This is a genomic window from Curtobacterium sp. UNCCL17, from assembly GCF_000686685.1.
Classification (GTDB): Bacteria; Actinomycetota; Actinomycetes; order Actinomycetales; family Microbacteriaceae; genus Curtobacterium; species Curtobacterium flaccumfaciens.
In genome coordinates, this window is the sequence record NZ_KK366001.1 from 209476 (window position 1) to 228168 (window position 18693).

General features: G+C 63.5%; 19 protein-coding genes. 14 read left to right on the forward strand and 5 right to left on the reverse strand.

The window, feature by feature from the left end; all coding sequences use genetic code 11:
* Positions 1–154: 154 nt before the first annotated feature.
* Complete coding sequence (locus BR70_RS22845) at positions 155–1102, reverse strand: DUF4062 domain-containing protein (RefSeq protein ID WP_197019643.1); 948 nt, start codon at positions 1100–1102, stop codon at positions 155–157.
* A 434-nt stretch (positions 1103–1536) separates the two neighbouring features.
* Between BR70_RS22845 and BR70_RS22355 the strand changes: the two genes are divergently transcribed.
* The 3 genes from BR70_RS22355 (at position 1537) to BR70_RS23295 (ending at position 5518) form a co-directional block, all read left to right on the forward strand.
* The gene (locus tag BR70_RS22355; RefSeq protein ID WP_051596840.1) at positions 1537–4452 is read left to right on the forward strand and encodes a phage tail tape measure protein; all 2916 of its coding nucleotides are present in this window, start codon (positions 1537–1539) and stop codon (positions 4450–4452) included.
* An 86-nt stretch (positions 4453–4538) separates the two neighbouring features.
* Positions 4539–5102 carry an Rv1352/Rv1906c domain-containing protein gene (locus BR70_RS0110870; protein ID WP_155896865.1) on the forward strand — a complete coding sequence of 188 codons (564 nt, stop codon included), beginning with the start codon at positions 4539–4541 and terminating at the stop codon, positions 5100–5102.
* Entirely contained in the window at positions 5102–5518 is a 417-nt protein-coding gene (locus BR70_RS23295) for a hypothetical protein (RefSeq protein WP_155896866.1), read from the forward strand. Before BR70_RS0110870 ends, BR70_RS23295 begins: the two co-directional genes overlap by 1 nt.
* A 59-nt stretch (positions 5519–5577) precedes the next feature.
* On the opposite strand, the gene BR70_RS22360 is transcribed toward BR70_RS23295, so the two are convergent.
* On the reverse strand, positions 5578–6153 hold the full coding sequence (locus BR70_RS22360) for a GntR family transcriptional regulator (RefSeq protein WP_051596841.1): 576 nt from the start codon (positions 6151–6153) through the stop codon (positions 5578–5580).
* A gap of 327 nt (positions 6154–6480) precedes the next feature.
* On the opposite strand from BR70_RS22360, the gene BR70_RS0110885 reads away from it, so the two are divergent.
* Complete coding sequence (locus tag BR70_RS0110885; protein ID WP_081827353.1) at positions 6481–7434, forward strand: Abi family protein; 954 nt, start codon at positions 6481–6483, stop codon at positions 7432–7434.
* 30 nt (positions 7435–7464) lie between these two features.
* Here BR70_RS0110885 and BR70_RS0110890 read toward each other — a convergent pair whose 3' ends face one another.
* A complete protein-coding gene (locus tag BR70_RS0110890; RefSeq protein WP_027466090.1) occupies positions 7465–7686 on the reverse strand; it encodes a MerR family transcriptional regulator in 222 nt (73 codons plus the stop codon).
* A gap of 159 nt (positions 7687–7845) precedes the next feature.
* Between BR70_RS0110890 and BR70_RS0110895 the strand changes: the two genes are divergently transcribed.
* The 9 genes from BR70_RS0110895 (at position 7846) to BR70_RS20575 (ending at position 16229) form a co-directional block, all read left to right on the forward strand.
* Complete coding sequence (locus tag BR70_RS0110895) at positions 7846–8061, forward strand: MerR family transcriptional regulator (RefSeq protein ID WP_035808764.1); 216 nt, start codon at positions 7846–7848, stop codon at positions 8059–8061.
* Positions 8062–8112: 51 nt separating this feature from the next.
* Complete coding sequence (locus BR70_RS0110900) at positions 8113–8391, forward strand: hypothetical protein (protein WP_027466092.1); 279 nt, start codon at positions 8113–8115, stop codon at positions 8389–8391.
* Between the two features lie 1453 nt (positions 8392–9844).
* Entirely contained in the window at positions 9845–10861 is a 1017-nt protein-coding gene (locus tag BR70_RS22850; RefSeq protein ID WP_197019644.1) for a Gfo/Idh/MocA family protein, read from the forward strand.
* The gene (locus BR70_RS20555) at positions 10842–11990 is read left to right on the forward strand and encodes a DegT/DnrJ/EryC1/StrS family aminotransferase (protein ID WP_051596842.1); all 1149 of its coding nucleotides are present in this window, start codon (positions 10842–10844) and stop codon (positions 11988–11990) included. The genes BR70_RS22850 and BR70_RS20555 overlap by 20 nt, the downstream gene beginning before the upstream one ends.
* Complete coding sequence (locus BR70_RS20560; RefSeq protein WP_139179084.1) at positions 11987–12496, forward strand: NUDIX hydrolase; 510 nt, start codon at positions 11987–11989, stop codon at positions 12494–12496. The genes BR70_RS20555 and BR70_RS20560 overlap by 4 nt, the downstream gene beginning before the upstream one ends.
* Complete coding sequence (locus BR70_RS22365) at positions 12493–13674, forward strand: glycosyltransferase (protein ID WP_051596844.1); 1182 nt, start codon at positions 12493–12495, stop codon at positions 13672–13674. Before BR70_RS20560 ends, BR70_RS22365 begins: the two co-directional genes overlap by 4 nt.
* Positions 13675–13775: 101 nt before the next feature.
* Complete coding sequence (locus BR70_RS0110920; RefSeq protein ID WP_027466093.1) at positions 13776–14897, forward strand: MFS transporter; 1122 nt, start codon at positions 13776–13778, stop codon at positions 14895–14897.
* Between the two features lie 241 nt (positions 14898–15138).
* The gene (locus BR70_RS20570) at positions 15139–15669 is read left to right on the forward strand and encodes a GNAT family N-acetyltransferase (protein ID WP_035808765.1); all 531 of its coding nucleotides are present in this window, start codon (positions 15139–15141) and stop codon (positions 15667–15669) included.
* Positions 15666–16229, forward strand: coding sequence for a GrpB family protein (locus BR70_RS20575; RefSeq protein WP_035808766.1), 564 nt, complete (start codon positions 15666–15668; stop codon positions 16227–16229). Before BR70_RS20570 ends, BR70_RS20575 begins: the two co-directional genes overlap by 4 nt.
* An 84-nt stretch (positions 16230–16313) precedes the next feature.
* Here BR70_RS20575 and BR70_RS0110935 read toward each other — a convergent pair whose 3' ends face one another.
* Positions 16314–17009: an SDR family oxidoreductase gene (locus BR70_RS0110935; protein WP_027466094.1), complete on the reverse strand. Its 696-nt coding sequence runs from the start codon at positions 17007–17009 to the stop codon at positions 16314–16316.
* A gap of 84 nt (positions 17010–17093) precedes the next feature.
* Here BR70_RS0110935 and BR70_RS0110940 point away from each other — a divergent pair, with 84 nt between their 5' ends.
* Positions 17094–17549: a winged helix-turn-helix transcriptional regulator gene (locus BR70_RS0110940; protein WP_027466095.1), complete on the forward strand. Its 456-nt coding sequence runs from the start codon at positions 17094–17096 to the stop codon at positions 17547–17549.
* A gap of 71 nt (positions 17550–17620) precedes the next feature.
* Here the strand turns inward: BR70_RS0110940 and BR70_RS0110945 are convergent, their stop codons facing one another.
* Entirely contained in the window at positions 17621–18634 is a 1014-nt protein-coding gene (locus BR70_RS0110945) for a LacI family DNA-binding transcriptional regulator (RefSeq protein ID WP_027466096.1), read from the reverse strand.
* Positions 18635–18693 lie beyond the last annotated feature (59 nt).

Below are 18693 nucleotides of genomic sequence, written 5' to 3' on the forward strand. Positions count from 1 at the left end.
GAGGGTGGGCGGAGGCCCCCTCAGCGCCGCCAGGAATCCCTCCGGGGCTAGGTGACTTCTGTCCGTGGCAGTTTTTCCACGATGCCCGAGCCGCGCCAGCGTTTCGCACTCTTACATGCAGACCATCGGCTCGAGCATCGACGGGGTGGCTCCTTCATTCTTCCCGGTATAGCGCCATAATTGATGACAGATGCGCTTCGCCAGTGGGTGTAAGCCTCCAGTACGCATCATGGTCATTTATCGGCCGTTCTCGAACACCAAGTTCGATATAGCCGAGAGCTCGAAACTGCCGGACTATTTGCTGCCAGCTCTCCTGGGTGAGCGTGACCTCCTCATGGGCGTCCCAGTCAATCTCACCGAATCGAATGCAAATGGCCCAACGCAATGTCGAGTCTGAGGCTTCTGTAAGCAGGCGATCACCGACAGCGATGAGGATGTCATCCCAGGTAGCGTCCCGCTCGAATATATCCCCGGGCTCGTTCGAACCGAACCGTGAAAGCATCTTGATGGAGTACGTGTCGCTGCCTTGCTTGAGAGTGCGCCCGTCACCCGCCACGGGTATCAACATTCCCTCGCGTTTCGCGGCACGGAGGTTGCGCAATTCGGTTTCGATCTCGGGGGTTAGTGCATGCCCGCCCCTTACCCAGCCAGGTTGGGGGTTGGTTTGAAACTCCTGGGTAAGTGACCGGGATACCACTGCTCCAAGTTGATCGGCATTTGTCCACTTCTTGATGTGCTTGCCTTGCACCTTCTCACGAAATACCTGTAGGCGTTCGCGAGCTTCTTGGTCCAGTTCCGTCTTGCCTGCTGGAATGTCGTCAGGGTTGCCGTGAATGAAACCGAGAACCGGAATGCCTATGGATTTCGCCAGGTCGTACTCCTTTTCCGTGTAGCTGATTCCTTCCTCTGTCGTCGAACCGTATCGACCTCCGACTATCACTATGTAATAGTCGCAGGTGCGAAGTATGCGCTCGATGATGTCCCACTGTTGGGCGTCGGAGGATGGAAAAAGCTCCATGCCCGCCGGCATGCAGTTGAGTTCCAGCAATGCCTGCATCACCTCCCGTCGTTCTTCGATGAGGTCGGTGAACGTGGAGCTCACGAAGACTCGATATAGGCGATCCATGGGTTGATCCTGTCGCTTCCGCGGCCACTCGGCAAGGCCCACGCCGCACGACTTTGGATGGTTCCGAGCTTGCCCCATCTCAACAACACGTTCCGCTGGGAACGCTGGAGAGAGTTGCTTGTGGCGTCGGCGCGGCGGCTAGGCCGCTTGTGCTCGCAGCTCATGCTCGGATTTCACCTGGGGGTCGGGGCAGGCCCTGGGTGCAGTTCGGGGAATAACTGAATATTGCGTCGCAAGTGGCTCCCGCGAAGTTTAGAGATGATCTTTTTGTCCTCTTCCAAGGTAGAATTGACCTGTAAGTAAGCCCGCCGGAAACCACCCGGGCGTGAACGAGATGAGAAGTCTCGGCGCGCTCGGGTCTCCGGCGGGTTTCTTTTGTGCGCCTTGATTCTCCGGTTGGAGATGAAGGAATGGTCGAAAGGAACACGAGCGTAACGCTGACCGCTCAGGTTGCCGGCTACGTGCAGGGGTTCGCACAAGCGGAAGCTGCGAACCGCAAGGTCTCGAAGTCCGCTGAGGACGCCAAGCAGCGCTTTGAGCAGCAGAACCAGGCGATGGAGCAGGTTGGCCGGGGTCTGACGGCCTTCAGCGCCGTTGCACTTGCTGCGGTGGGTATTGCGGTGGCGAAGTACACCGAGTTCGACAAGCAAATGTCGGCGGTGCAGGCGGCGACGCATGAGACCGCCGAGAACATGAACCTGCTGCGCGACGCGGCTATCGACGCTGGTGGCGCTACGGCGTTCTCCGCAACTGAGGCCGGCGAGGCGATCGAGGAACTGGCCAAGGCCGGTGTCACGACGACTGATGTTCTCGGTGGTGGACTGAAGGGCTCACTGGATCTTGCTGCTGCTGGCGCTCTGGGGGTCGGTGAGGCTGCTGAGACTGCTGCTACGGCGATGACGCAGTTCGGCCTCAAGGGCGGCGAGGTGCCGCACGTGGCCGACCTGCTCGCTGCCGGCGCGGGCAAGGCGCAGGGTTCCGTCCACGATCTCGGTGAGGCGCTGAACCAGGCTGGTCTGGTCGCGAACCAGACGGGTCTGTCGATCGAGGAAACCACCGGTGGGCTGGCTGCGTTCGCGTCTGCCGGCCTGACTGGTTCCGACGCGGGCACGTCGTTCAAGTCGATGCTGCAGGCGTTGACTCCGAACTCGAAGCAGGCCGCTGATGTGATGGATCAGCTTGGCATCAGCGCGTACGACTCGCAGGGCAACTTCATTGGTCTTGCGCAGTACGCGGGGGTTCTGCAGGACGCACTGAAGGGCATGTCTGTTGAGCAGCAGAACGCTGCCCTCAAGACGATCTTCGGCGCGGATGCTGTGCGTGCTGCGTCGGTCCTGTTCGAGCAGGGGCAGTCGGGCGTGCAGGGGTGGATCAACAAGGTCAACGACTCCGGGTACGCCGCCGAGACCGCTGCGATCATGCAGGACAACCTCGCCGGTGACCTCGAGAAGCTGGGCGGTGCGTTCGATACTGCTGCGATCAAGGCTGGTGCCGCTGCTGATGGCACGCTGCGTCCGCTGGTGCAGCTGGTGACGAGCATGGTGGATGCGTTCTCGGACGCTCCGCCGATCGTCCAGTCCACGGCGCTGACCCTGACGGCGATCGCTGGCGCTGCGGCGCTTGCTGCGGGCGGCTTCCTGCTGGCGATTCCGAAGATCGCTGAGTTCAAGCTGGCGCTCGACACGCTGCAGGGGTCGTCGATCCCTGCGGTGTCGAAGGGCGTCGAGTCGGTCCGTGGGGCTGTCACACGCTCCGGTGCCGCCATGAAGGCAGTGGCGACCTTCCTGACCGGCCCGTGGGGCGTCGCTCTGGCCGCAGCGACGGTAGGCGTGGACCTGCTGAGCAAGTACATCGAGTCGCTGCAGGCCAGCTCGGACGAGCTCACCAACAGCCTCGTCACGGCCAAGGACGCATCGGATGTCTTCGAGACGGCTGCTCAGGGCAAGGGCTTCAAGTACTGGACGGCCGACGTCGCTGGGCAGCTGAAGGATCTGCCGGCGGTGCTCGACAACATCGAGGAACGCAACAAGAACGTCATGGCCCGCTTCAACTCGGATTACTTCGGTGCGACCGATGCCATCAAGGACGTCGGTGAGCAGCTTGGTGTGCTGGCGGCAACCGACCTCCCGACTGCACAGCACGCGTTCTCCCTGCTCGCTGCGGAGACTGACGGTTCCAAGGGCCAGCTCGAGACCCTGCTGAACGCGATGCCTGCCTACAAGAAGGCTCTGACCGAGCAGGCGACCGCGCTGGGCGAGTCGGACAGCATGCACAACCTGCTCAAGCTAGCCCAGGAAGACTCCGCGACGGTCGCCAAGGAAACCGGCGATGCGTACCTGGAAGAGCAGGACAAGGTTGAGCAGCTGACCGATCAGCTGAACCAGCTGCTTGAGTCGTTCAATGACGTCAATGGCGCGAACCAGGACGCGGTGTCGTCGAACGCCGACTATCAGGCTGGCCTTGCCGGTATTTCCGAAGAGGTTGAGCGGCAGAAGGAAGCGTACGAAGAGTCGCACAAGACTCTCGACGGTTTCAAGTTGTCGCTGGATCAGAGCACGGAGTCGGGTTCCGCGAACGCGTCCATGCTGTCCGATGTGGCTGGTAAGGCGCAGGAGGCGGCTAAGGCGCAGTTCCAGGTGGATTCGTCCACAATGTCGTCGAAGGATGCTGCGGATAAGTACATCGCGACGCTGCGTGATCAGCGAGCGAAGTTCATCGAGTCCGCTACGGCGGCGGGGTTCAACAAGGCTGAGGTGAAGAAGCTCGCCGATCAGGTGTTCGCTTTGCCGTCGTCGAAGGACATCAAGATCCTGGCGGAAACGTCGGATGCGCAGAACAAGATCAACAACCTGATCACGTTGAACAATGGGCGCGTGGTTCGCATTTCGGTGCAGGCCACGAACGACAGCCCGGCGTCGTCGTGGACTGGTGGTGTGACGAAGGCTGACGGTGGCCTGGTCGACTACTACGCCGACGGCGGCATGCGCGAGAACCACCTTGCGGAGATTGCTCCTGCGGGTGCGTGGCGGGTGTGGGCTGAACCGGAAACAGGCGGTGAAGCGTACATCCCGCTCGCGCCGTCGAAACGTGCCCGTTCGTTGGCGGTGTGGGAAGAGACGGGTAAGCGGCTGCAGGCGTTCGCGTCAGGTGGGTTCAACATCCCGACCACGCAGCCGGCGGCTCCTTACTTCTCAATGCCGGTGCAGGCGTCTGGTTATGACGGGCCGCAGTCGGTCGCGTTCTCCTTCCCGTCGTCTGGGAATCAGCAGAAGGACATGGATGAAGCGGTGTTCCTGCTGCGTACGAAGATTCGAGGGGGTCGCTAGGGGAGATCAGAGCGGGGGCAGTCACACGGTTGCCCCCGTTCCGGGGCCGCGGCGTCCACCCGGGTCGACCTAGAGTCATGCTCATCATGGATCAGTCACGCTTGCAACGCATCCGCCGCTCACCCCACCTACTGGCGATCGCGGTTGGCATCGCGGGTCTGCTGCTCGCGGGCGGGCTCGCGGCAGGTTGGAGCAGCCAGGCAAGCAGCACAAGCCGCGAACTCGAAGCGACCCAGGAGCGGCTACAGGACGCCAACTCCTTGCTCGAGCGCTATCGCGACAACGAGCGCGCATCCATCGATGAACAGAACGCTGCCGCAGCGGAGCAGAAGAAGGCGCAAGACAAGCAGGACGAGCTGCAAGAGAAGATAGACGCAGTCGACGAGCAGCAGAAGACTCTCGATGCTCGGCAGCAGAAGGTCGAGGCATCTGAAATGGTCGACGGCGTGCACCTCGTAGGAACTGACACCGCGCCTGGCGTCTACTCGCTGACGGACTCTTCCGACTGCTACTACGTGTGGAAGACCGGTACCGGGTCGGACGCCGACATCGTGGACAACAACATCGTGAGCGGACCCGCGACCGTTACGCTGCTGGCCGGCGAGGTCTTCGAGACCAACGGTTGCGGTGCCTGGACGAAGGTCGGCTGATGGCTGATCCCATGGTTGCCGCCTTGACAGCGATCGCTCCGCCGGCCCTAGCGATCGTCGGTCGGTTCCTGCTCGCGAACCGAGAGCCTGCGCGACTTAAGCGAATGAAACGGCACAGCGATCTACTCGAGCATCTGCCAGAAACAGCGAAGGGTCACATGGCGCGATTGGTCGACTCGGAAGCCGAAGCTTATGCGGACGATCAAATTTTTCGCATGCGGAGGAAGCTAGACGGTGGCACGCTCGCCGCGCTCATCCTCGTGGGCGTCCTCACCGCTGGCGTGATTGTTGCCGGCTTTTCGCTGGCAGGATTGTGGGGATGGTGGATACACTTCGTGACCGGCCTGATCGCCCTGTTCGGCCTCCTGCTGATGATCGCTGGGCGGGGTCAGGTGTGGAAGCTTCCGGACGAATAGCCGGATAAGTAGTAGCCCCGCGGTCGGGTCACCTCGGCTACTACGGGAAAGGGGCCTGCTCAGAGGCCCCTAACTCGATCAACGGTGCGCAGCGCAGCGTCCCAGTCAAGCGGAGCCCCGGGAGCGCTTGCGTGGAACTTGACACGGCCACGTGCAGCACGCTCCGTGTCCGCGAACAGGGCGTTCCCGAGGCCAGCGACGATCAGACCGAGCTCGTCCTGCAGCAGCCTGTAGGCAGTGATGTCCTCGTGTCCTCCAAGTCGGACCGCGAGCTTGTCGATGCGAGCTTTTGAGCCTTCGAGAACAGAGTGATCGATGGATTCGCTGTGATCGAGTGCCCACTCCTGGAGCGCAGACAAGAGAGCGGACGATTCCTCGAAGGCCCCTGCCGAAGTGTCGCTCACGCGGGTGTAACGGTTCGCGGCCATCTCAACCAGGCCTTCTGACACGAGTCGGCTGATGGCCTCTCTAACGGGAGTGCGGGACACCCCCAACCAGTCGGTCAACTCGACGTCGTTCAGTCGCTCACCGGGCACAAGGGTGCCGTCTTGGATGGCACTCACCAGCTTGGCGTAGACGACATCACGGAGAAGCGTTCGTGGCTCGGGGGCGACTGAAGACTTGGGGACCGGCATGTGCCCATCGTATCCCGGATATCAGGATTGCGGCGCTGGCTCGCCGGTGGCATCGCATCCGATAGGGTAGCTCGAGCGTGAAACGTGTGACATTTGCCATCCGCAGCACGACATGTCGACACGCCGCTTGTCCCCCAAACGGGGGGTATTGCGCGGTGGCAATTGTCGCCGCCTGCCGTGTAGCTTGCTATACATAAACACCGGCTCCTCTGTTTGCCACCGACGCTATGTCAACGGTATATCAAGGGTCGGTTTTCTTTTTTCCGGGGGACTCGAAAGTTGACTGAGGTCAAGCCTCATCTTTCGTACGAAGAGCAGCTCGCAAAGATGCGAGATCGTGGCCTAGCGTACAAAGATCATTTGCCCGCTATTCAGGCATTGAAGCGCATTGGCTATTATCGCCTGTCCGCTTACACGTTCCCATTCCGGATCATGGACGACTCGAAGTCGCCGCCGGAGTTGCGAGACGAGTTCGAACGGGAGGCTACGCTCGAGGATGCACTCCAGATCTACTCGTTCGACGAGAAGCTACGAACCATTCTCCTCGAAGGCCTGAACGCTATCGAGGTCGGCCTGGCGGTCCAGGTGGGGTACACGTTGGGAAAACGAGACCCCTTGGGCCATGAAGGCACCGAGCATTTGAACGAGTTTCTGTGCAATGAGGTGGTCAAGCCGGACGCGGATGGTCAAGCGCTCACTCGCTACGAAGCCTGGAAGAAGCGTTACGACAAGCTTCGGAGTGATGCGAAAGATGAAGAGTACGTTCGTCATCACGACTTGCAGTACGACGGCCACCTTCCGGTCTGGGTTGCTACGGAGTTCATGGACTTTGGCTGCTTGTTGCGTCTGTTTGACCTAATGCGCAGCGATGATCAGAAGCGAATCGCTGTCGCATTCGGCGTGAAGCGGGAGGGTTATGCTTTCCTCTATCGCTGGCTGAAGGCCCTCAATATCCTTCGTAACCACTGCGCTCACAGCAATAGGGTGTGGAATCGAACGACTGTCAACGCTCCTTCGAAGTTCCCCAACGCGCTGGTGGGGGACAGGCTGCACCACCTCAATTCCATCGAGAATCCGAAAAGGCTTCGGGTTTATGTGTTGGGGGCCTTGATTGCTTACCTGGTGACGAAAGTGAATCCCTCGTCGAACTGGCCTCGTTCTTTCGCGACGCAGGCAAAAAAGTTGAAGTCGGTGCGGGGTAGGACTGTTATAACCGAGATGGGCTTTCCGGAAGGCTGGGAGAGCTTGGATCTTTGGAACTGGGATCCAAGCGCCAAGTAGGAAGACCATTGGCCCGAAGCGGGCCGTGCATCAGCGGTACCGAGGCGACTCCTGCGACAGTGATCGCAGCCACCGCAGGCCTTCTTCCTGCGTGATGATCGGCTTCCGTCCGGCTCGTGTCGGGTACGAAGGCAGAAGGTCCCCGTTGTCCATCGCCTTGCGGATCGTGTCCACTGACAGGTCGACGGCTTTGGCGAAGTTGGGGATCGAGTAGGCGAGTCGATCGGTGCAGGATGGCTCGAGCTCGTGCATGTGTGCATGGTCCTCCGCGCCGAGTCATAGCGCCATAGTCAAATTTGACGTATTAGGCCCAGATCTGGTGGGTCACGAGCAGCCTCCCAGACGTCAAAGACACTCCCGACCCCTTAGGCGTGCGCAGCGGTGATCGAGCGGTCACGTAACTTGCGCGGCATGGATGAGCAAGCGTTGACGGTCGCCGAGCTCGCAGCATGGCTGCAGATCTCCGAGTGGAAGGCGCGGGAACTGGGGAAGGATCCCCTGTTCCCGTCCTTCCGCAACGGCAACCAGCACCGCTTCTGGCCCTCCGAGGTCAAAGCCTGGACTCAGCAGCCACGGGATCCGTGGAAGCAGTCGGCCCGTTCCCTGGGCCGCAAGCGCAACCGGTAGCCCCCTTCGAGGGGGCAGACGCCCCTGCGCCGCGGTTGCTAGCGTCCGCGCATGTCAAGCTTTCTGATTACCTACGACCTCAGAGCCCCAGGCCGAGACTACGATCCGGTCTACGCCTACTTGAAAGGCTTCGGAACGCGGTGGCGGCCGCTTGAGAGCGTGTTGGTTATTGCGACTGACGAGAAGACCGCGGCTACGATTCGCAACGACCTCGTCAAACTGGTCGACTCCAACGACCAGGTTCTCGTGATCCAGGTGGACCACTCGAACGCCGCGTGGACCGGCTTCACGGATCAACAGAATCAGTGGCTGAAGGATCGGTTGGCTTAGCCATCGTGCCCACAAACTGCCCACAACCTGCTTGTACTGGGGGAACCTGAATTGGTCGGTGTGAACCCAAGATGACCGTAAACACGGGTGCATGCGACGGCTACAAGCGGCAGCGCGGACGCGGGCTGGGTTCGAATCCCACACCCTCCGCGGCGGCCGTTCGGAGTCCGAACAGCCCAAGAACGTGCTAGCGATCCACCACTGTTCGCGGCTGCGCTGCGATTGCTTGCACCTTGGTCCAGGGACCCTCGGTAGGAGCTCCTGCCAACGTCTTCCTCCAACGATGAGCAGCTGCCCGTGCTGACTCATCGATGCGCAGCGAGTCCAGTCGAGCGCGGACTCCCCGCCAATCGGGTCGGACGGTGCCCGCATCGTGTGCCGCCCACGACGTCTCACCGCTGGTCTCGATGACTTGAGCAAGCCCGAGGCGCCGGAGGGCGTGCGCATTCGCCAACCGCTCGGGGCTTCCCCCAGGCAGGACAACCCCGGTGAGGCCGAACTGAAGGAGCAGCAAAGTTGTGCCGTGGCCGCCGTGAAAGACCACGCTGTCGCACGAAGCAAGTACATCGTCGGAGGCCAGCTCCAAGCAATCGACACCGATCGCACGTAACGTCCGCGCCAGCCGCGTCGGGGGCGTTCGCCCCCACGCCACGGACAGTGACGGGCCGAGATCAGCGAAAGCGCCAAGAAAGGCGTCCACGTCGTCGGACTCGGGAACGACGCCGTAGAAGAGCGTTCGATGGCCGTCTGGCGACGTTGGACCAGAAGGCGTCTGTCGACCCGTCAACGGTCCGAGGTACGTGACCTTCCCCCTGAAGCCCTTCGGTACCTGATCGATCTGCGGCACACTCGGAACACCAACGCCGCCTACTGCCAAGAGTTCACGGCCGTCGACGAGTCGCCCTGCGCCGAGTGAATCCGCCATGTCTGTCCAGATCTGCTCGGACGCTCGCCCGGCGTACCGGTGCCCGGGAAGATGCAGCGATTGGAGCACGGACGTCACGGGTATGCCGAACCGCGCCGCGGCCGATCCCACTGATGGGCGACCGTCGTGCACCGCGAGGTTTGCGTTGAACGCTCGCAGCGTGCTCGCGTCCCATTCGACTGACAAGGAAAAGTACGCCGGGTCGGTCCAGCGGTCCCAATAACCGGCCGAGATGAGACCCTCTGGGTACACGACGGGATGCACACCGGACCGTGCGACGAGATCGACGTGCTTCTGAGTCGAGACCGCCATCGCGCACGAATGGCCGGCTTCGTTTGCTTCACGCGCGATATGCAGAAGTCGGCCGACGTGCCCGTTCCCGCCACCCCAAGGGAAGAATAACACCCGCAAGGGAATCCCTCCGTTCCTCGATTCGTCGAGAACTGATTCGATGCGAACCGGAGCTCATGCTAGCGTGCCCTGATGGGGGTACGTTGTGGTACCTTCACTGACCACGAGGGGGACTCAATGGCGAGTATGAAAAAAATTGCGGTGATCGGGGTTGGTGAGCAGGCCTGGACGAATCTCGTGCCCAGCCTCGCGACCATACCGAACGTGCGTATCGATTGGGTCTGTGACACCGACCCGGTCGCGCGCTCCCGAGCTGCGGAGAAGTTGAAAGCAGTTCAATTCGGATCAGTTGAAGAGCTCCTCGGCTCAGTTACACCGGATGCACTGATCGTCGCGTCGACTCCGACAGTGCACCAGCGTGTTCTGGAAATGGCTATCCCGCGCGGGATCCCGACGTTCGTCGAGAAGCCTCCTACGTTGACGACGAGTGGCCTTCAACAACTCCTGCGGCTGAATCGCACGTCGGGCACGCCTACCCGGGTGGGGCTCAACTTCAGCTACTCCGAGCCAGTGCAGATAGCGCTCCAGGCCATGCAGGACGCGGCCTTTGGCAACCTGGCGTACATGCGTATCAACCATCTGAACAACAAACCCGACCAGCCGCTTTGGTTGCAGAACAATCACCGCCGGGATTTTCTTCTATCACAAGTGATCCATGCGTTGGGTGTCGTCTTCGAGGCTGGTGCGCCTGCGAGTGATGACGAGCATTTCACTGCGTACGACAGTCAGGTTGGGGTGCTCATGTCACTCAACAAACAGTTCGTGAGCCGACGATCTGGAAACCCCTTCACCTTTGAACTGGTCGCCTCGTCGTCCGCTCCGTTCTTCGATTGGAGTCTCCAAGCAATCTCTGACAACGGTTCGATGATCACGATCAACTCGCTGCTGGAGATCGAGATATCGACTCAAGGAGTCACTCATCCTCTCGGGGTCGGCCCGAAGTGGTGGCGAAGCAGCTGGCGACCGAGTCCGGTGTCGACCGGTCACAGGCGCAGTGGCTTCACTCTGCAGTTCGAATCTTTTCTGAACGACAAAACCTCGCATGCTCAAATGGCTCCGACTTTGGCTGCCTGTTTGCCGATGTACGAGTTGATGGACAGGATGGAGGCGGCGAATGTCCTTGAAGCTGCTTGAGAACCGGAACATCGACATCGATGAGCGAGACGTGTCGGCAGTCGTGGCGGCCGTACAGTCAGGAGCGCTCTCGGGAACCTCGCCCCTGGTTCGAGTCTATGAGACCGAGCTCGCTGAGTACTTCGGATCGGCGTTCGCGCTTGCTGTCTCGAGCGGTACGGCGGCATTGCAAGTCCTGCTCTATGCGTACGGCATCGGCCCGGGTGACGAGGTGATTCTTCCACCGACTGCTCCGGTGATGACGGTGCTTCCGATCATCGCTTCGGGGGCGTGCCCGGTGTTCGTGGACATCGCTGCGACGACGTTCGGCCTGGACCTGCGGGGCCTCGAGCTCGCGCGTTCCGCCCGCACTCGGCTGATTGTCACGGTGCCGATGTGGGGATATCCGACGAACGTCGAAGAGGTGCAAAGCCTTGCTTCTGACTGGGCGATTCCAGTGATCGAAGACGCTTCGCACGCGCACGGGACCGTTGAGGGGAACGGGCGACTGGCCGGCCGCACCAGCCATGCCAGTTTCTTCAGCACTCAGGAGCGAAAAATGGTGTCCACCGGAGAAGGAGGCTTCATCCTTACAGACGACGTCGACCTCGCGCGTCGTGTCCGGGAGATCCGTGACTTCGGGAAGATCGACCCTGCCCATCCGTCTCTTGCGGCTCTGGCGGGGACCTACGGGCACGCATTCGGGCTGAACTTCAGAACATCAGCGATCGCGGCGGCTCTGGGAAGGCAGCAATTGCTGAAGCTCGACCGCAAGATAGCGGCAAGGACGGCGAACGCGGCACGTCTCGCTGAGGCAGTTCGTCGTTTGCGCCACGACTACCGACCACGGCCTGTCGAGTCGGGAAGGCCGAATCACTACTCGTTGGTGGTCGAGGGGCCCCGTGGTTCCGACGCCACGGGCGTTGGCCGTGTCCTGCACAGTCGAGGCATCGTGTCAGACATCTTCCGATTCGGAGGCGTACCGCTGAACCGCATGCCGCTCTTCGCGGAGTACAGATCCGCTGACACGCCGAATGCGGAACGAGCTCTGGCCGAGTTTGTGACCCTCCCAACGCATGAGGGGTTGACCGAGTCGGACCTCGGCCGGATCGAGCGCGCGATTGAGGAGACGATGGGAACGTCAGCGTGAGCGTGATTGAGGGAATGTACGACTACCAGCGTCACGACACTGCTTCCGGATACGTGACCACGCCGGACCAGGTGCGGCTGTTGCTCGTCGCCCACCGCAAGCTGCGGCGGTGGTTACCTCCGGGAGGGCACGTCGAGGACGGCGAACTTGCACACGACGCAGTCCTCCGTGAGGTTCTTGAGGAGACCGGGGTCGAAGCAATTCACCCCGCAGTCCAGTGGGACCTGCAACTCGGAGGTGTTATTGACGTGCAACTGCCCGCACCGATCGCGGTATCCGCGCAGTTCATCGGACACGGCGACTCTCGAATCGGGAAACCGCATATTCACATCGATCACATCTTTCGGTTGTCCGTGAGAGAAGGCGCGGGTTTGACGACCACCGTCGACCTTGCAGAGGTGGAAGCGTGCGGCTGGTTCACGCGCGCCGAGATCCTCGAACAGATGGACGTCTTCGATGCCACCAGGGCATTCGCGAAGAGATTCATGGACGAGGAAGCGGGATGACGCGCACCGAGGTGTCGGTCGTCATCCCGACCTTCAACCGATCGAGGGAACTCTCCCAGACACTCGAGGCACTCGACAGGCAGACGTCGTCTTCGTTCGAGGTCGTCGTGGCTGACGATGGTTCAAAACACCCCGTTGTTGATGAAGTCGAGGGGACGTTCTCGTTCCCGATGACGCACGTTCGGCAGGAGCGTGACGGATTTCGACTGGCGGCGGCACGGAACCTGGGGGCGAGCGCAGCGAGCGGCGCGCTCCTCGTGTTCCTTGACTGCGGGACGTTGCCCGGACCGCGGTTGGTGGAGACATACCTTGCAGCAGCAGAGCGGGCATCGTCGGTTGACTTCGTTGCGATGGGGCCAACGTACGGGTATGACGTCGCGCCGCCGTACGCCTCCTACGTCGCAAGGGTCTTCTGCGACGCTGGCGCCGACTTCCAGCCGCATCGTTTCTTCGGTATCCCCGGCGTTGCGGACTACCGAGAGCTGGCCCTCGCAGCCGCAGTTCACCCTGCCGAAATCATGATGCCGTGGCGCTTGTTCTGGGGCCGTAACGTAGCGGTGGCTGCGACCGCCTTCTCCAATGTCGGCGGATTTGACGAGAACTTCAGGAGCTATGGAGTCGAGGACATCGATCTCGGATACCGTCTTCTTGCCTCCGGATGTCAGGTCAGGTGGGAACGGGCGGCCTGGGCTTTGGAGATTCCTGAAGTCGCTGATCTGAGCTCGACGCAAAAGGCGGCCGAGAACGATAGCAATCTCCGGGCGATGCAACGGAAGTACGACGATGTGTGGGTGGAGTTCTACCGCGCAGTCCGTCCCTCGGCCCGGAGCGAGCAAGTCGAAGGCGAGCTCCTCGAAGCGGAGCTTCGACGGATGACGCCGTGCGCTCCGTTACGACGCACGGAGCCCGGCCCGGAGCGGATTGTCTACTTCGGTGTCCCGGAGATTCCGATTGGCGCTGACGACGTGGTCCTTGACCCATGCGTCCACCGCAGCCGTTCGGAGCACGACCCCGGTCTCGTCTCGTCTCTCGGCATGGCGACTCTCTTCAACGAAGGTCAATTCGATCGGGCAGTCATAACGCAGCGGTTCAGACCACTCCTTGCCCATTGGTCTGAATTCGTGACCGCGGAGGCCTCACGACTCGCTCATCGAGTCGATCGGACAGGTAGCCGATGAGGCGCGGAGAGGGGGAACAAGGTCACGAGCAGGCACCTGCGCCAAGCCCATCGGGTCGCCCGGGATCTCGGCCCTACGAACTGGTTCTGCTCTTCAACGCGATGTTCGGAGGGCTCACGGCCGTCGGACTCCCACTCGCCTTGAACAGTGCAGGCCTCTCGAAGGCCGCCATAGCCGTGTTCTTCGTGTCCAATGCGTTCGTGGCAGTGTTCTACAACACTGTGCTCGTCCCGAGGATCCGCCGGGCGGGGTACCCGCGGCTGGCGTTGATCGGAACGCTCTGCTGTGTGCCGGTCGGGACTCTCCTCGTGGCGCGCTCGGCGGACCAGCCTGAGGTCCTCTACACCGGCGGAGTGCTCATGCTCTGCGTGAGTGCGGTCGTGCCCCAGATCTTCGGGCGAGCTGGAACTGCCCTGGGTGGAGAGATCACGACGACGATGGTCCTGCGGTTCAGGCGAGTGCTCATCGCGGGCTACATCGCCGGTCTCCTCCTGTACAGCGTCTGTGTAGCGCTGCACCTGGACCCTCTTCTCGTAGCGGCACTCGTCGCGAGCCTGTGCCTGACCGGACCGGTGTCCTCAGTGTTTCGAGGCAAGGTGGCTCCGTCGCCTAGGGCTTTGGGGGAGGCGACGCGCTCACCGCTTCGGCGTCCGCCAGCATTGGTGGTCTGCGCCGCGCTGGTCGTTGTCGCTCTACTCAAGTCGGTGGACACTCTTCGAGGGCTCTACCTTCCTTTGGTTGCGGCTTCCGGTGGTATCGAGCCGTCACTGATCTCGGCGAGTTTCATGGTCGGGTCACTGCTGGAGTTTGCGATGCTGCCGATTCTCGGCATGCTTATGCGACGGCAGGGATCTGCTCTCGCCTCCGTCGTCGTCGCTAGCGTTTCCATCGCCGTGTTCGTCCTGATGGCCTCATCGACCGGCATCTGGGCACTCTTCATCGTGCAAGCTCTCTACTCATTCGTCGGAGCCGGATTCCAGAGTGTCGGCCTGTTGCTGCTCTCTGACGTTCGAGGGTCGGATGCGGGGGCTGGGGCGAGCGCGTACATGGCGGTGACGCAGGTGGGGACGGTTCTCGGCGCATTGTTGCCCCTCGTGGTGCCGGGGTACTCCCCGGCAATCTTCTGGCTAGCTGCGGCGATGTCGTTTGGAGCGGCCGCACTCGGCTGGGTGGTGCACTCGAGATCTGGCGCATCGAGGTCGGTCTTCGGCAGTGTGAGCTGAATCGAGAGTGAGGAGACCTCGATCACCTGGGGGATCCACGATGCCTTCAAGAACTCACCTGGAGGCGGACCGATCGGAGGTCGTCGAGCACGTAAGCGGGCTCAGAGGACCGCCGTGCCACAGAGCCCTTGCCGCTACCGTGATGTAACGCACACCTCGCTGTCGTCCGGATGCAGTCCCCACAGGGGATGACGCCGACTGGCGGGATCTCTCTGCACAGACCGATTGGTGAACCTCCGCGATGGACACACGGTTGCGCCCACTCCGCCTCGACGACGCGGCCGTCCTGGCTGCGCTCATCACCGAGAACGCCGAGTTCCTGCGTCCGTGGGAACCGGCCCGAGCGCCGTCGTACTACACGGAGTCCGGGCAGCGGGACGTCATCACGCAGGCCCTCGCCGCGCAGCGGGCCGGCAACGCGGTGCCGTTTGTCATCGAGTCGACCGACGGGGAACTCCTCGGCCGGATCACGCTGAGCGGTGTCGCCCGCGGTGCGCTGCAGTCGTGCGCGATGGGCTACTGGATCCGCTCTGACCGCACGCGCCAGGGCCACGCATCCCGCGCCGTCCGCGCCGCTGCGGCCCACGCGTTCGACGTGCTCCGCCTGCACCGCGTGCAGGCCGAGACGCTGCCCGAGAACGTCGGCTCGCAGCGCGCGCTCGAGTCGGCGGGCTTCACCCGCTACGGCTTCGCGCCGGAGTACATCAAGATCGACGGGGTCTGGCGCGACCACGTCATGTTCCAGCTCCTCGCGCCGACGCCCGCCCCGTGATCGAGGTCGTCGAGTACCGACCGGCCTGGCCGGCGCGGTTCCGGCAGCTGCATGATGCGTACGCCGCCGCGCTCGACGACGCCGACGTGCCGTTCCGGAGCATCGAGCACGTGGGCAGCACCTCCGTGCCGGGCTTGGCGGCGAAACCCGTGCTCGACGTCGACGTCGTGGTGGACGCTGCCGACGTGCCGGCTGCGGTGGTGGCGATGGCGACGATCGGCTTCGAGCCGCGCGGTGAACTGGGGGTTCCGGGGCGGCAGGCGTTCCGGGCTCCGGAGCGCTTCGCCCCGACGAACACCTACGTCGTCGCGGCCGGGTCGCTCGCGCTGCGGAACCACCTGGCCGTCCGCGACGTGCTGCGTGCCGACCCGGTGCTCCGCGACGAGTACGCCGCCGTGAAACGCCGGGCAGCCACCGAGGCCGAGGACATCGACGACTACATCGAGCGGAAGAGCGAGGTGCTGGGCCGGATCTTGCGCGCCGGTGGCTTGGCCGACGACGAGCGCGCCGCCATCACCGCCACGAACCGTCGGATCACCGACCGCGGCGCGGGTGGCTGACGCGATCGGGGCGGGTGACGGTTCCGGTTCACGAACCCGGGTGTTCGTGAACCAGAACCGTCACCGTCCCGACGAGAACAGGTCTCAGGCGCTGGCGAGCATCGGGTAGAGCGCGGTGAGCGGGGCGCTCAGGCCGGCTCGGACGTCGCGGCTGACCTGGTCGGCGAGGACCTCGTGCTCGCCGGCCTCCACCGCGTCCCAGATCGAGCGGACGATGTCGGCGGGGTCGGACTTCTCGACGTCGAGGTCGGCGATCATGCCGGTGTCGGTGTAACCGAGGTGGGCGCCGACGACCTGGGTGCCCTGGGGGGCGAGCTCGAGGCGCAGGGAGTTCGTGATCGACCAGAACGCGGCCTTCGACGCCGAGTACGCGCCGGCGAGGGCGACCCAGCTCAGGGCGGAGTGCACGTCGATCAACGCGCCGTTGGCGATCGAGGGGGCGAAGGCCTTGGCGACGCGGAGCGCACCGAAGACGTTGGTGGCGAAGATGCGCTCGACCTCCTCGACGGAGACGTCGACGAGCGGGTCGGAGCCGGCGATCCCGGCGTTGTTCACGACGATGGTCACGTCGGCTGCGGTGCGGGCCGCGGCGTCGACGCTCTCCTGGCTCGTGACGTCGAGGGCGAGCGGGACGATGCGCTCGTCGTCCCAGGTGCGCGGGTTGCGGGCGGTCGCGTAGACCTTGGTGGCGCCACGCTCCAGGGCCTGGCGGACGAACTCGGCGCCGAGGCCGCCGTTCGCTCCGGTGACGAGGACGACGGCGTTGGTGAGGTCGGTCATGAGTGCTCCAGACGAGAGAAGTTGAGTACGGAATCCGAACCTAGCACGTTGTGTCTGGAAATCGAACCCAGCTAGGATGAACACATGCTCGGCATCCTCGGCGGCGACGAGCGCTGCCCCATCGCACGCTCCCTCGACGTCCTCGGCGAGAAGTGGACGCTCATGATCGTCCGCGACGCCGTCGGCGGCTCGACCCGCTTCAGCCAGTTCCAGCAGAGCCTCGGCGTCCCGCGCGAGGTCCTGGCCGCACGGCTGGCCTCACTCGTCGACGGGGGAGTGCTCGAGCGCACGACCTACAAGCCCGAGGGGGCACGTGCCCGCGAGGAGTACGTCCTGACCGACGCCGGCCGCGACCTGTCGCTCGTGCTGCTCGCCCTCGGCGGCTGGGCCGACCGGCACCGCCCGTCCGAGCGGGCGTCGGACCTGCGCTTCGTCGACGCCGAGACCGGCGGGGCGGTCGAGGCCGCCGCCGTGACGGTGGGCGCGCAGCAGCGCATCCCGACCGCGCGCCTGCGCGCCGTCATGGAGCCAGCGTCCTGAACGCGACCAGCTGACGGCCAGGAGGCCCGTGGCAGCCCCGCCACGGGCCTCCAGTCCGCTTGTTGGGTGCGTCAGCGGCGCACGTCGCACCCGCAGCTCGCGCCGAGGACCAGCTCGGCGGGAACCAGGTCGCGGTGCCACTGGTTGTCGGCGTCGAGGCCGAGCACGCGGTCGACCGCGGCGACCGCCATCGTCTCGATCGGCTGCCGGACCGTGGTGAGCTGCGGGTTCGTGTAGTCCGCCTCGGCCGCGCCGTCGAACGACACGATCGCGACGTCCTCGGGGACGCGCAGGCCGAGTTCCCAGAGTGCGCGCATCACGCCGATCGCCTGCATGTCGGAGCTGACGAAGACGGCTCGGGGGCCGGTCTCGTCGGCGAACATGCGGAGGCCGGCTTCGTAGCCTCCGCGCCGGGTGAAGTCGGTGCGGACGATGGGGCCGTCGGGCAGGCCGGCCTGGCGCAGGGCGCGCATCCAGCCCTGCTCGCGGAGCTCCATCGAGCCGGTGTGCCCCATCACGAGGCCGATCGAGCGGTAGCCGTGCTCGACCAGGTGCTGCGTGCCGTCAAGGGCGCCGCGCAGGGCGTCGACGCCGATGCTGGCGTACTCGGGGACCTCGAAGAACGTGTTGAGCAGGACCATCGGCAGGCCTGGGTCGGTGACGGTCGACAGGTCCGGGTGGGTCATGATGCTCGTCACGATGATGCCGTCGACCTGGCGAGCGGACAGGCTGCGGAGCCGTTCGCGTTCCTGGGCGGCGTCGCCGTCGCTGTTGGCGAGCAGGACGTCGTAGCCGCGTGCAGCGGCGGCGTGGGTGACGGCGACGGCGAGTTCGGACCAGAACGGGTTGTCGAGTTCGGGCACGATCAGGCCGAGCATCTTCGACGAACCGGTGCGCAGGGCCTGGGCGCTCGCGTTCGGGCGGTAGCCGAGGACCCGGATGGCCTCGCGCACCCGGGCGGCGGTGGCGGCGGCGACGGGGCGCGGTCCGTCGTGCACGACGTAGCTGACGACGGAGGTGCTGACCCCGGCGTAGCGGGCGACGTCCGCACGGGTGATCGCCCTGGGGTTCGTCGGGACGGTCACGGGTGCCACCTTCGTCGGGTCCGGGAGCGTCGTTCGGGTGCCGGCCCTCGACGGACCGG

Bases quoted from the DNA above. Each gene is read 5' to 3' on its own strand.
- BR70_RS22355 (WP_051596840.1), top strand. From the start codon at position 1,537: ATGGTCGAAAGGAACACGAGCGTAACGCTGACCGCTCAGGTTGCCGGC.
- BR70_RS0110870 (WP_155896865.1), top strand. From the start codon at position 4,539: ATGGATCAGTCACGCTTGCAACGCATCCGCCGCTCACCCCACCTACTG.
- BR70_RS23295 (WP_155896866.1), top strand. From the start codon at position 5,102: ATGGCTGATCCCATGGTTGCCGCCTTGACAGCGATCGCTCCGCCGGCC.
- BR70_RS22360 (WP_051596841.1), bottom strand. From the start codon at position 6,153: ATGCCGGTCCCCAAGTCTTCAGTCGCCCCCGAGCCACGAACGCTTCTC.
- BR70_RS0110885 (WP_081827353.1), top strand. From the start codon at position 6,481: ATGCGAGATCGTGGCCTAGCGTACAAAGATCATTTGCCCGCTATTCAG.
- BR70_RS0110890 (WP_027466090.1), bottom strand. From the start codon at position 7,686: ATGCACGAGCTCGAGCCATCCTGCACCGATCGACTCGCCTACTCGATC.
- BR70_RS0110895 (WP_035808764.1), top strand. From the start codon at position 7,846: ATGGATGAGCAAGCGTTGACGGTCGCCGAGCTCGCAGCATGGCTGCAG.
- BR70_RS0110900 (WP_027466092.1), top strand. From the start codon at position 8,113: ATGTCAAGCTTTCTGATTACCTACGACCTCAGAGCCCCAGGCCGAGAC.
- BR70_RS22850 (WP_197019644.1), top strand. From the start codon at position 9,845: ATGGCGAGTATGAAAAAAATTGCGGTGATCGGGGTTGGTGAGCAGGCC.
- BR70_RS20555 (WP_051596842.1), top strand. From the start codon at position 10,842: ATGTCCTTGAAGCTGCTTGAGAACCGGAACATCGACATCGATGAGCGA.
- BR70_RS22365 (WP_051596844.1), top strand. From the start codon at position 12,493: ATGACGCGCACCGAGGTGTCGGTCGTCATCCCGACCTTCAACCGATCG.
- BR70_RS0110920 (WP_027466093.1), top strand. From the start codon at position 13,776: ATGTTCGGAGGGCTCACGGCCGTCGGACTCCCACTCGCCTTGAACAGT.
- BR70_RS20570 (WP_035808765.1), top strand. From the start codon at position 15,139: ATGGACACACGGTTGCGCCCACTCCGCCTCGACGACGCGGCCGTCCTG.
- BR70_RS0110935 (WP_027466094.1), bottom strand. From the start codon at position 17,009: ATGACCGACCTCACCAACGCCGTCGTCCTCGTCACCGGAGCGAACGGC.
- BR70_RS0110940 (WP_027466095.1), top strand. From the start codon at position 17,094: ATGCTCGGCATCCTCGGCGGCGACGAGCGCTGCCCCATCGCACGCTCC.